The organism is Kitasatospora sp. NPDC101157, assembly GCF_044768255.1.
Taxonomy (GTDB): Bacteria; Actinomycetota; Actinomycetes; order Streptomycetales; family Streptomycetaceae; genus Kitasatospora.
In genome coordinates this window covers 65,849-78,279 of record NZ_JBIWPL010000001.1, presented here as the reverse complement: position 1 = coordinate 78,279, position 12,431 = coordinate 65,849, and the positions used below count along the sequence as shown (strand labels likewise).

Below are 12,431 nucleotides of genomic sequence, written 5' to 3'. Positions count from 1 at the left end.
CTTTCGATCAGATGGACGAGTTGAAGGCCGCGACCGGCACACCCGCTCCGGCGTCGGGGAGGGCTCGTCGGATCCTGGCGGAGAGTTCCTCGGCGCCGAGCCGGGCGAGCTCGGCCAGTGATGGCCGAGTTCCCTCTGGGGAGCCCTGAGTCTCCTGAGGCTCTGTCAGTTCGGCGAGGGGCATGGTGTCCAGTGCGGGTGTCATGTTCGATTCTCTTCCACGATGGGGGTTAGAGAGAAGCACCGCCGGGTATATACCTCGGCTTGGTCGCAAGGGTACTGCTCGCCTGCACGTCACGAGGCGCCCTTACACAGCCCTAAGTGCCCCTTACCCCCTTCATGCTGCGTCGTCGCGCCAAAAGTTCACCCGTTCAGCGGTCGCGTACGGGCACCTGACCGGCGCATAGCCCACGCTCCGGTCTCCCCGGTCCCCTCGGGCGCCGTCAGCCGGGGTCTGCGATCACACCGGCGGTGCCTCCACGAACACATCGGCCCGCCCGGCGGTGCCGGGCTCGCCGGTGTCCCCGTCGGCCCGGTTCCGTGCCAGGTTCTCGAACGCCGCCCGGGCGTCGGGGTGCTCCGGCCCCAGCGACTCGGCCAGCACCGCCGCGGCCTGTTCGCCCAGCGACCGCGCCCCGTCCCGGTCCCCGGCCGCCAGCAGCGAGTTGGCGTGGTTCAGCAGTGCCGCCCCGACGTAGCGGTGGCGCTCCCCGAGCTGTGCTCGCAGCCCTTCCAGCACCCTCCCGGACAGCGCCACGGCCTCCTCCGTCCGCCCGTCCCGCCGCAGCAGTACCGCGAGGTTCCCGGCGGCCAGCAGGGTGGTCGGTGACTCCTCACCGAGGCGGGCCCGGTGATATTCGAACACCCCCGTGGCCAGCTCGACCGCGCGTCCCGTCTCGCCCAACGCGCCGAGGTCGGCGGCGAGGTTCCCGGCGGCGGCCGCGGTCTCCGGATGGTCGGCGCCGTGCCGGGCCAGCAGTCGGCGGTGCGTCTCCTCGTCGGCGCTCCTCGCCTCCTCGTACTGGCCGAGCCGCAACAGCGCGCCGCCGAGGTGGCGCCGGATACGGAGGGTGCCGTCGTGGTCCTCGCCGAAGCGCCCACGGGAGCGCTCGACGGCATCCGCGAGCGCCGCGAGCGCCTCCTCGTAGCGACCCGTCTCACGCAGGACCCGGGCCCGGTTGAGTTCGGAGGCCAGGGTGAACAGGTCGTCCTCGCCGAGAGCCGCCCGCTGGCGCGCCAGGGCGGTCGAGTGGCCCTCGAAGGCGCTGTCGAGATCACCGGACAGGAAGTCGGAGACGGCCAGGTTGTTGAGACTCATCATGGTGCGCGGATGGTCCGGCCCGAGGGCCCGCTCGGCGGTCGCCAGCGTCTGCCGGTCGAGCTCCTGCGCCTCGGCGTAGCGGCCGAGCTGGCGCAGGTCACCACCGAGCCCCGCAGCCGCGGCGATGGTGTGCGGATGGTCGGGGCCGAGCAAGTCGGTCAGCCGCTCCCGGACCTCCCGGTCGGTCCGGTACGCCTCCAGCGCAGCTCCCTGGAGCCGCAGCACGTTGCCGAGTTCGACCCGCAGCAGCAGCGCCGCCAGCTCCTCCGTGCCCCAGGCGGCCAGCGCCTTCCCGGCCAGCTCGCGCGCGGGCTCGGACAGCCCCCGGTGGCGCAGGTAGCGGACCGACGCGGTGACCCACCGCCGTACCTCCGGATCCGCGCTCCCGACCGCCCCGGACGGCCCCAGGTGCGGCAGCAGCGCCGCGAACCGGGGCCAGTTCTCCGCCTTGTCCGGGCTGCCGTCGCCGACCAGCGCCAGGGCCCGCTGCACGGCACCCCGGACGGTCGGCCGGTCGGCCTCCGCCACCTGGTCGCGCAGCAGCGCCTGGACGATCCGGTGCACCCCGAGCGTCCCCCCGCCCTCGGCGTCGTAGCGGACCAGGCCGTACCGGTTCACGGTGCGCAGGATCTCCCCGATCGCCAACCGCTCGTCCCCCTCCTGCACCGGCCGGATCATGCCCACGGCCGGTTCGCTGTAGAAGACCTCGATCGGTATGGCGTCCGGTCCCAGGAAGCCGCAGAGTTCCAGCAGCCGCATCGCCGGGGCGTTGATCCGGCGCAGGTCCGCACCGGCGATCCGGGCGGTGGCCGCGATGGCCGCCGGACCGTCGCCCGGGACGGGCCGGTCCAGCACCTCGGTGAGCGCCCGGTCGAGCGACTCCAGGTAGGTGGCGGCCGGCATCGGGGTCTCCTGCAGCCAGCGCGCGGCCTGGTCGACGGCGAGCGGCAGGTCCCCGAGCCGGTCCGCGATCGCCTCCGCCTCCTCGGCCGGGATCCCGGGATTGAGGCGCAGCAACAGCCGCACGCTCTCGCTCCGGTCGAACACCTCGACCTCGGTGCGGCCGGGGTGCCGGGCCCAGTGCCGGTTGCGCGAGGTGACCAGTACGTGTCCGTCGGCCGTTCCCGCCGGGAGCCAGGGCGCGAGGCCCTGCGGATCCTCGGCGTTGTCGTAGACCAGCAGCCAGCGGCCGTGCGGTCGTCCCCGGTCCAGGTGGCGCAGCAGCTCTTCGGCCGCGCGCTGGATGTCGTCCCCGGTGGGCAGACCGAGGGCGGTGGCCAGTTCGGCGAGCTGCCGGGGGACGTCGGCGGGTTCCTCGGCCCGGATCCACCAGGTCACGTCGTACCCGGCGCCGAAGCGGTGCGCGTACTCGGCGGCGGTCTGCGACTTGCCGACCCCGCCCATGCCGTACAGCACCTGGACCGGTGCGCGGTCGGCCGGGCCGGTGAAGCGGTCGCGCAGCCGGTCGAGCAGTCGGCCGCGACCGGTGAAACCGGGGTCCCGCGGGGGCAGCGCGTGCACCACCGGGCGTCCCCGGGGGGAGCGGGCGGGCGGCACGGGCGTCTCCTCCACCTCGACCCAGCGGCCCACCCCGGGCGGCGGCCCGAGCAGTTCGAACAACCGGGAATCCACCGACTCGGCCGGGCCGTCGGCGAGTTCGAGCACCGACCGCCCGCCGAACGGTTCCGGCAGCGGCTCGTCGGCCACCGACACCACGGCCAGTGCGCCTCCGTCCCCCTCCTCGAACCGGCGCCACAGCTCGGTCGCCCGCGGCAGCGCCAGGTACTCCGGCGACAGCAGTGCCAGCATCCGCCCGTCCCCGTCGAGCGGCCCGTCGGCCTCCGGCAGCGGACGGGAGGGGTCCGGCGGGACGGCCGCGCTGTGCAGCGTGGCCAGGTAGCCGAACCCGGTCAGCACCGCGGCCGCCCACTCCGCCCACATCCGGTCCCCCGGGGCGTAACTCACGTACAGCCGGCGGGACCTGGTCCGGCCCGGCCGTAGGTACGCCGCGTACAGCCGACGGCGGACCCGGTCCGGCACGGGGCGCAGCTCGCGCACCCGGCCGTCGGTGAGCCACGCCGCCAGCCGCTCGTACGCGCCGAGCAGGCTGCGGTGCTGCCGGGGCCGGTCGGCCACGGTGGCGGGAACCTCCTCGTAGGCGTAGAAGGGCTTGTAGGGCACCTCGACGTCCCGCCAGTACGCCTCGGTGCGCTCGCTGCCGAGCCAGCGGTCCAGATAGGGGGCGAAGGCGTCCCGGACGAAGTCCCGCCCGGCGGCGAGTCCGGACCGCTCGGTCTCCTCGACCCGCATCGGCACCGGGAGGACCCGGATGTCCCGCGCCTCCGCCCCGGCGATGGCGCGGGCGGCGTCGACGCCGCCGCGGATGCTCTGGGCGCTCAGGGTGAAGCAGTCGACGACGGTGTCGGGCATCAGCACGGTGCAGATGCCCGAGGTGTCGCTGACACCGGTCCTGCTGTCGATCAGCACGTAGTCGTACGCGACGGTCCACTGCTCGCGCAGGGCGTTCAGGAACTCCGCGCCGCGGATGTCGCTCCGGGTGTAGAAGCTGCGCCAGTTGAAGCTGGTGACGGCCGCCGAGTAGGCGCCGTCCTGTCGCCCGGCGGGCATCAGGTCGAGGCGGCCGCCGGCCGGCAGGTCGAGGGCGAGGCCGCACAGGTGTGCGTCGAGCCGCCCGGGTGCGGCGAGCCACTCGCGCGGCCCGAGACCCGGAGCCCTGGCGGCGCGTGGCAGGGCCTGGTCGACGTAGGCGCGCAGCAGGTCGATCAGACCGGGCGTCCCCCGCAGTTCGGGGTCGACCAGCAACGGGTGGTAGTAGCGGTGCAGGCCGGGGGCTTCGAGGTCCCAGTCCACGGCCAGGACGCGCAGGCCCTGACTGGCCAGGATCCAGCCGAGGTTGGCCAGGGCCATGGTGCGGCCGGTGCCGCCCTTGAAGGAGTAGAAGGTCACGATCGAGCCGCTCACGGGCGGGGCCGCCACCGCGACGACGGTCGGCTGGGCCTGGTCGGCACTCATGTCTGCGGCTCTCCTCGGCTCGGCCGGTCGGCGACGGGCGACGGATCGATGACGGCTCCGGGCTGGTGGACCCGCCCCGGCGGGTGGACGGCGGGCGCCGGTGTGCCGGCCGCGCGCGGCCGCGGTCCTCGCGGCCCGGGAACCGGCCCGGCCGGAACGGCCAGCCCGGGCAGCGTCGGAGCATCCGGCTCCAGTCCGAACGAGGCCCGGACGGCGTACGGGTCGTCGTCGCCCTCCGCCTCGTCCAGCAGGCGGTTCTGGGCGACCGTCACGGCCCGCAGGAGCTCGCTCTCGAAACGTTCCCGCGGCACCCTCACCCGGAAGAGCGGCTCCGGCCCGGCGCGGTGCAACCAGTTGCGCGGGAACACCGCGCGCACCCCCTCCCAGAGCTGCGCGCGGTCCGGCCCTTCGGACGGATCGTCCGTCCCGACCGGTACCAGGACCCCGGTGACCGGGTGGTTCTGGTCGTCGTACTCGCGCAGTGCCTGCCGGTACGGCTCCCGCCCCGCTGCCCAAGGGTCCACCAGCAGCACGCTGACCTGGTTGTCCTCCCGGGCCCGGTCGAGGTCCCGGGCCAGCCCCGGACCGATCTCGGCCATGGTCGTGACGTGCCCGGCCCGGGTGATCACCCGCTGGGCCTGTGCCACCAGGGAGGGCGTGACCGGCGGGTGGTACGGCGCCCAGTCCCAGGGCTGCGGGCCGTACCACCCGCCGCCGGGCGGCTCCACCGGCGGTCCGCCGCTCCTCGCCGCCCGTCCGGCCGCCACGAACAGCCGGACCAACCCCGGTCGGGCCGACGGCGGTTCGGTCGCGGGCACCGGGAAACAGCCCTCCACCCGGCCGAGGTCCAGGGCCGGTGATTCACCGAGGTACTGTCCGGCCGCCTCCCGCACCCGCTGGGCGATCACCCTGACCACCTGGAGGTACTCCGCTCCGTACGGATCGGCGCGCAGCAGGGCCCGTAACCCGCCGACGGCGTAGGCCTCGCCCAGGTCGTGCTGGAGGTACTGGATCCGCAGGACCTCGGCCGGCAGCTCGGCGGGCGGCGGCTCCCAGAGCACCGGAATCAGGGCGGGCACCGTACGACCGGTCAATTCCTGGTGCCTGAGCACCCGTTCGTTGAAAGCGGTCCATTCCTTGCCGCAGTACGCGCTGGCGAAGTACGCCGGGGAGTACAGGGCGACCAGCGTGCGGCAGCTGGCGACCCTCCCGGAGAGCTGCTGCTCCCAGTCGTCGCCGAGCCGCAGCCGCTCGGTGTCCCGGTAGCCGAGTCCGTCCGGGCCGGCCGCCGGCTCCAGCCGGGCCAGTTCGTCCTTGAGATCGCTGAAGAACTGGTCCACGAAACCACCGCCGGCCTGATGGTCCCGGTGCGCGTAGCTGAAGAAGAAGAACGGCTCCACGGCACCCCCGGCCACAGCCTGCTCGGTCGACCAGGCCTACCGTACCGGCGAGTTGGGCGGAGTCGGTGGGGTTCCGGCGAAGCGCCGGTTCGGGCCGCCCCGTGGTCACGGGCAGAGGCGCTCCACCCGCCAGCCCGTCGGGGCGGTCGGGTCGGCGAGGTAGCGGAGGCGGTCGTGCAGGCGGTTCTCGCGGCCCTGCCAGAACTCGACGCTCTCCGGGACGACCCGGTAGCCGCCCCAGAACGGCGGGACGGGCACGCCCTCGCCCTCGGGGTAGCGGCGCTCCAGGTCGGCGTAGCGCTGTTCGAGGACGTCGCGGCCGCTGACCGGGCTGGACTGCTCGCTGGCCCAGGCCCCGAGCTGGGAGCCGTGCGGGCGGGTGCGGAAGTAGGCGGCGGTCTCGTCGCGGCCGACCTTCTCGACCCGCCCCTGGACGATGACCTGGCGGGCCAGCGCGAGCCAGGGGAAGAGCAGCCCGGCGTACGGGTTGACGGCGAGCTCGGAGCCCTTGCGGGAGCCGTAGTTGGTGAAGAACACGAAGCCGCGCACGTCGTAGCCCTTGAGCAGCACGGTCCGCGAGCTGGGCCGGCCCTGGGCGTCGGCGGTGGAGAGCACCATGGCGTTGGGCTCCACCACCCCGGCGCCGTCCGCCTCCAGGAACCAGCGGGTGAACTGGGCGATCGGCTCGGGCGCGAGCTGCTCCTCGGCCAGGCCCTCGTGGGTGTAGTGCTTGCGCATCACGGTGAGGTCCGGGCCGGGGCTGGCCTCCTCGGCCAGGGTCCGGGTGGCGGGGCTCAGGGGCGTCGACTGGGCGCGTTCCGGGGTCTGCACGCCAACATCATCCCGTACGACAAGCAACCGGCACCGCTACCTCCGGACAAACCCCGGTCGGAGATATGGTGACTCGCCACCGCTTGGCCGCCCGCCGTACGGGGAATTGTCCGGAACCGGGCGTTTGGTTCCGGGAATCCCCCGGGCACGACCGACCCTCGGCGGAGAAGTCAAACGGTCCCACGGGAAACATCACCGCGGTGGTGTATGGCGCAATGCACCCCGTGCCTGTCACTCTGGCACCGAGTGCCAACCACGATTCGGTCACTGGCGAGCCGCCCCACCACGGCGGAGCGCCGATCGCAGAACTGAAGGAGCCGTCGCATGTCCGATTTCGTACCCGGGCTTGAGGGAGTCGTCGCGTTCGAGAGCGAGATCGCCGAACCCGACCGTGAAGGCGGCGCCCTGCGGTACCGCGGTGTCGACATCGACGACCTGGTCGGCCACGTCTCCTTCGGCCACGTCTGGGGCCTGCTCGTGGACGGCAAGTTCAACCCCGGCCTGCCGGCCGCCGAGCCGTTCCCGATCCCGGTCCACTCCGGCGACATCCGGGTCGACGTCCAGTCCGCGCTCGCCATGCTCGCCCCGGTCTGGGGCCTCAAGCCGCTGCTCGACATCTCCGCCGAGCAGGCCCGCGACGACCTCGCCCGCGCCGCCGTGATGGCGCTGTCGTACGTCGCCCAGTCCGCTCGCGGCCAGGGCCTGCCGATGGTCCCGCAGAGCGAGATCGACAAGGCCGAGACGGTCGTCGAGCGCTTCATGATCCGCTGGCGCGGCGAGCCGGACCCGAAGCACGTCAAGGCCGTCGACGCCTACTGGACCTCGGCCGCCGAGCACGGCATGAACGCCTCCACCTTCACCGCCCGGGTCATCGCCTCCACCGGTGCCGACGTCGCGGCCGCGCTCTCCGGCGCGGTCGGCGCGATGTCCGGCCCGCTGCACGGCGGCGCCCCCTCCCGCGTGCTCGGCATGATCGAGGAGATCGAGCGCACCGGCGACGCCGTCAAGTGGGTCAAGAACGCGCTGGACAAGGGCGAGCGCCTGATGGGCTTCGGCCACCGCGTCTACCGCGCCGAGGACCCGCGCGCCCGCGTGCTGCGCCGCACCGCCAAGGAGCTCGGCGCGCCGCGCTTCGAGGTCGCCGAGGCGCTGGAGAAGGCCGCGCTGGAGGAGCTGCACGCCCGCCGCCCGGACCGGGTGCTCGCCACCAACGTCGAGTTCTGGGCCGCGATCATGCTGGACTTCGCCGAGGTCCCGGCGCACATGTTCACCTCGATGTTCACCTGCGCGCGCACCGCGGGCTGGTCGGCGCACATCCTGGAGCAGAAGCGCACCGGCCGCCTCGTGCGCCCCTCCGCGCGCTACATCGGCCCCGGCCCGCGCCGCCCCGAGGAGATCGAGGGCTGGGACGCCATCGGCCACTGAAGGCGCTGAGCGCGCCGGGCATCCGGCCGCGAAAGCACCCCTGACCAGCGGGTCCGGCTCCGGCCGGGCCCGCTGTTCGCACCCCTGCACACTGTCCAGATCACGGTCTCAGCGGGCGGACGGCCGTTACCCCGCGGGCCCCCCGGCCGGTAGGCTGCGCGCGTGGCTCAGATCCAGATCCCCGCTGACATCAAGCCCGCAGACGGCCGTTTCGGCTGCGGACCGTCCAAGGTGCGCCCCGAGGCCCTGAGTGCCCTCGCCGCCACCCAGACCTCGCTGCTCGGCACCTCGCACCGCCAGGCCCCGGTCAAGAACCTGGTCAAGCGCGTGCGCGAGGGCGTGAGCAGCCTCTTCTCGCTGCCGGAGGGCTACGAAGTCGTCCTCGGCAACGGCGGCTCCACCGCCTTCTGGGACATCGCCGCCTTCGGCCTGGTGCGGGAGAAGTCCCAGCACCTGGACTTCGGCGAGTTCTCCTCGAAGTTCGCCTCCTCGGTCAAGGCCGCCCCGTGGCTGGCCGAGCCGACGGTGATCAAGACCGCCCCGGGCACCCACCCGCTGCCGGTCGCCGAGGCGGGCGTGGACGTCTACGGCCTCACCCACAACGAGACCTCGACCGGCGTCGCGATGCCGATCCGGCGCCCGGCCGGCGCCGACGAGGGCTCGCTGGTGCTGGTGGACGCCACCTCGGGCGCCGGCGGCCTGCCGGTCGACATCACCGAGACCGACGTCTACTACTTCGCCCCGCAGAAGTCCTTCGCCTCCGAGGGCGGCCTGTGGCTGGCCACCTTCTCCCCGGCCGCCCTGGAGCGCGCCGCCGAGATCGCCGGCTCCGGCCGGTACGTCCCGCCGTTCTTCTCGCTGCCGACGGCCATCGACAACTCGTCGAAGGACCAGACGTACAACACCCCGTCGATCGCCACCCTGTTCCTGCTGGCCGACCAGCTGGAGTGGCTGAACGGCAACGGCGGGCTGGACTGGGCCGTCGCCCGTACGGCTGATTCCTCGTCCCGGCTGTACTCCTGGGCCGAGAAGTCCTCCTTCGCCAGCCCGTTCGTGGCGAACCCGGCCGAGCGCTCCCAGGTGGTCGGCACCATCGACTTCGACGAGTCGGTGGACGCCGCCGCGGTCGCCAAGGCACTGCGTGCCAACGGCATCGTGGACACCGAGCCGTACCGCAAGCTGGGCCGCAACCAGCTGCGCATCGCGATGTTCCCGGCGATCGACCCGGCGGACGTCGAGGCGCTCACCCACTGCATCGACTACGTGGTCGAGCAGCTCTGACCGCCCGCGAACACGGCTGAGGGCCACCGCCTGCGGGCGGTGGCCCTCAGCCGTTCCCGGCCTGCTCGCCGGCCCTCGGCCGTTGCCTGCCTACTTGCCGACCAGTGAGCTGATCAGTACGACGACCAGCAGCAGCACCAGGGTGCCGGAGACGATGCGCATACGAGTCTTGGGATCCACGGTCAACGAGCGTACCTCCGGCTCACACCCACACGAATCCGAGCCCCTGGGCTCGCACCACGCCGGGCGGATCCGGGAGCCTCAGCTCCAGTCGGCCAGCGGCCAGGAGCGCAGCGACTCGTAGTGGGCGAAACCGCCGTCCAGGTCGCTCTTCACCAGGTGCAGCTCGGCGGCCTCCCACTCCGGCCCCCGGTAGTCCGCCAGCGCCGCCGCCAGGACGTCCAGCTCGGCCGCCGCGACCCGCTGGACGGCCCGCCGGTGGCCGCGCGAGGAGCCGGCCCGGGCCAGCGTGAGGTGCGGGTGGAAGGCGAAGGCGTCGGTCTCCCCGGTCAGCTCGGCGGTGGCCGCGGTGACGGCCTCGGCGAGCCTGCGCAGCGCCCAGGTCTGCCCCTCGACCCCGGCCCACAGCACCCGGTCGCCGAACCGCCCCGCGCCCGCGATCCGCAGCCGGTGCACCGGGTGCACCTCGGCGACGGCCGCCAGGCCGGCCTCCAGCTCGGGCAGCCGCTCGGCCTGCACCTGGCCGAGGAAGGCCAGGGTGAGGTGCCAGCCCTCGACGGTGGTCCAGCGCAGCCGGTCCGCCCCGGGCAGTCCGCGCACCGGCGCGACCGCGTCCGAGAGCCCCTGCAACGCCACGACCGGCGGGAGCACCGCCACGAACAGCCTCATGGACCAATCTTCCCGCGATCTGCCGTTTGGGGTAGAACGGTTGTCCATGAAGATCCGCACCGGGGGTCCCGCGGACGTCCCCGACATCCTGTCCCTGCTCGACGGCGCCGTCTCCTGGCTGGCCGCCCAGGACCGCACCGGGCAGTGGGGCGACCAGCCGTTCTCCACCACCCCGGCCCGGGTGGAGCACATCGAGCAGTACGCCGCCGAGCCCTTCCTGATCCGCCTCGCGGTGGACGACGAGGGCCGTACGGTCGGCTGCTGCGTGCTGTCCGAGGAGCGCGGCAAGTACATCCCCGCCGTGGACGAGCGCGAGCTCTACGTCCGCAACCTGGTCACCGACCGCAGCCGCAAGGGCTCCGGCATCGGCGCCGCGCTGATCGCCGACGCGATCGAGGAGGCCCGCCGGCGCGGCATCGGCCTGCTGCGGGTGGACTGCTACGCCGGCGCCGACCGCAAGCTGGTCGGCCAGTACCGGGCGCTCGGCTTCACCGAGACCGTGGGCTTCGAGGTCGAGCAGCCCACCGGGACCTGGCCCGGCCAGGTGCTCGAAATCCGCCTCTGACCCCGCAGTCCCCTCCGAGGTCACAGTCCTTCTCCGAAACGGCACTTGACGGGACGTCAGGAAACCCCGGAAGCGCACTTCCGGGGTTTCCGGGCGCAGTCGTCAGCAGGCGGGGACCAGCTCGCCCTTGCCCGCCGCGGCGGTGCGCGGCACGAAGGCCACCACCCGACCGCCGCGACCGGGGCGCAGCTCGAACCGCACCCGCAGGTCCGCGCTGCGGGCCAGCACCAGGCCGACCGCACCGGCCGCCAGCGCGGACACCACGCCGCAGGCCAGCAGGCCGAGCCGGGGCCCGTACGAGGCGGTGACCCAGCCGACCACCGGGGCGCCGATCGGCGTGCCGCCGGTGAAGACCAGGACCAGCAGGCCCATCACCCGACCGCGCATCTCCGGGTCGGTGGCCAGCTGCAGGGTGGAGTTGACCGAGGTGTTGAAGCTCAGCCCGAACACCCCGATCAGCGTCAGCAGCAGCGCGAAGGTCCAGTAGTCGGGCGCGAAGGCCGCGACGACCTCCAGGGTGCCGAAGGCCAGCGCCGCACCGACCAGCCGGCGCAGCCGGGGCGCACCCCGGCGGGCGGCGAGCAGCGCGCCGGCCAGCGAGCCGACCGCCATCGCGGTGTTCAGCAGGCCGTACTGCCCGGCGCCCACCTTGAAGGTGTCGTACGCGAAGCCGGACAGCAGCGTCGGGAAGTTGAACCCGAAGGTGCCGATGAACCCGGCCAGCACCATCGGCCAGAGCAGCTCGGGCCGCTCCTTCACGTAGCGCAGGCCCTCGCGCAGCTGGCCCTTCTCGCGGGCGATCGGCTCGGTCGGGCGCAGTTCGCCCTCCCGCATCGCGAGCAGCCCGCCGATCACGGCGGCGAAGGACAGCGCGTTGACGGCGAACGCCCAGCCGCTGCCGACCGCGGCGATCAGCAGGCCCGCGACGGCGGGGCCGACCAGGCGGGCGGTCTGGAAGTTGGCGGCGTTCAGGCTGACGGCGTTGGCGAGGTCCTTGGGCCCGACCATCTCGGAGACGAAGGCCTGCCGGGTCGGGTTGTCGACCACGGTGACCAGGCCGAGCAGCAGTGCGAAGGCGTACACGTAGTACGGCGTCACGATGTCGCCGATGGTCAGTACGGCCAGGCCCGCGGCGAGCAGGCCCATGGCGCCCTGGGTGTAGATCAGCAGCCGGCGCTTGGGCATCCGGTCGGCGAGCACGCCGCCGAACAGGCCGAGCAGCAGCATCGGCAGGAACTGCATGGCGGTGGTGATGCCGACCGCGAGCGGGCTGCCGGTCAGGCTCAGGACCAGCCAGTCCTGGGCGATCCGCTGCATCCAGGTGCCGGTGTTGGACACCACCTGGCCGGCGAAGTAGTAGCGGTAGTTGCGAACGCGCAGGGAGGAGAACATCCCCCTGGGCCGGGTGAACTCGGCTCCGGTGGGAGACGCGGCCGATTGGGCTCGGCGCTGAGCGGCGGGGTCCGCCGCGGTGCGTTCGTCGGGGTCGTCGTCGCCGTTGCCGGGCAGTCCGCTGGGGGCGGGGGCCTGGGCGTCGGCGGCCGCGGTGCTCTCCGCGGCGGGGTCGGTGGTCGGGTCGTCGGTACGGATGGCGGCGGCGCTGGCTGCGGCCGGCGGTGTCACGGTGGTCTCCCCTCGCGGCGGGGGGGGGGCCGGGGGGGGGGGCGGCCCGCGCCGCGGGGCGCGGGGGGGGGGCGTTGGTCGTCGAGCAGCCGTGACACCCCGC

At 73.5% G+C, this 12,431-nt stretch carries 9 protein-coding genes; 3 read left to right on the top strand and 6 right to left on the bottom strand.

All coding sequences use genetic code 11. The features are described from left to right. Positions 1-7: 7 nt before the first annotated feature. The 4 genes from ACIRVF_RS00365 to pdxH all read right to left on the bottom strand — a co-directional run bounded on the left by ACIRVF_RS00365 (position 8) and on the right by pdxH (position 6,492). Positions 8-205, bottom strand: coding sequence for a hypothetical protein (locus tag ACIRVF_RS00365; protein WP_402811606.1), 198 nt, complete (start codon positions 203-205; stop codon positions 8-10). A gap of 255 nt (positions 206-460) precedes the next feature. Next, positions 461-4,354: an FxSxx-COOH system tetratricopeptide repeat protein gene (gene fxsT, locus ACIRVF_RS00360; protein WP_402811603.1), complete on the bottom strand. Its 3,894-nt coding sequence runs from the start codon at positions 4,352-4,354 to the stop codon at positions 461-463. After that, positions 4,351-5,769 (bottom strand): TIR-like protein FxsC, encoded by a 1,419-nt coding sequence (locus tag ACIRVF_RS00355; RefSeq protein ID WP_402811601.1) that lies wholly within the window; start codon positions 5,767-5,769, stop codon positions 4,351-4,353. The genes fxsT and ACIRVF_RS00355 overlap by 4 nt, the downstream gene beginning before the upstream one ends. A 90-nt stretch (positions 5,770-5,859) precedes the next feature. Further along, positions 5,860-6,492, bottom strand: a complete 633-nt coding sequence (pdxH, locus tag ACIRVF_RS00350) for a pyridoxamine 5'-phosphate oxidase (protein ID WP_402812910.1) — start codon at positions 6,490-6,492, stop codon at positions 5,860-5,862. A gap of 417 nt (positions 6,493-6,909) precedes the next feature. Between pdxH and ACIRVF_RS00345 the strand changes: the two genes are divergently transcribed. Next, positions 6,910-8,010 carry a citrate synthase 2 gene (locus ACIRVF_RS00345; RefSeq protein WP_402811598.1) on the top strand — a complete coding sequence of 367 codons (1,101 nt, stop codon included), beginning with the start codon at positions 6,910-6,912 and terminating at the stop codon, positions 8,008-8,010. 162 nt (positions 8,011-8,172) lie between these two features. Further along, complete coding sequence (gene serC / locus ACIRVF_RS00340) at positions 8,173-9,291, top strand: phosphoserine transaminase (protein WP_402811595.1); 1,119 nt, start codon at positions 8,173-8,175, stop codon at positions 9,289-9,291. 261 nt (positions 9,292-9,552) lie between these two features. On the opposite strand, the gene thpR is transcribed toward serC, so the two are convergent. Continuing rightward, positions 9,553-10,140, bottom strand: coding sequence for an RNA 2',3'-cyclic phosphodiesterase (gene thpR, locus ACIRVF_RS00335; protein WP_402811593.1), 588 nt, complete (start codon positions 10,138-10,140; stop codon positions 9,553-9,555). A 46-nt stretch (positions 10,141-10,186) separates the two neighbouring features. Between thpR and ACIRVF_RS00330 the strand changes: the two genes are divergently transcribed. Continuing rightward, positions 10,187-10,705 carry a GNAT family N-acetyltransferase gene (locus ACIRVF_RS00330; RefSeq protein ID WP_402811591.1) on the top strand — a complete coding sequence of 173 codons (519 nt, stop codon included), beginning with the start codon at positions 10,187-10,189 and terminating at the stop codon, positions 10,703-10,705. Between the two features lie 102 nt (positions 10,706-10,807). Here the strand turns inward: ACIRVF_RS00330 and ACIRVF_RS00325 are convergent, their stop codons facing one another. After that, entirely contained in the window at positions 10,808-12,097 is a 1,290-nt protein-coding gene (locus ACIRVF_RS00325; protein ID WP_402812907.1) for an MFS transporter, read from the bottom strand. Between the last annotated feature and the right edge of the window lie 334 nt (positions 12,098-12,431).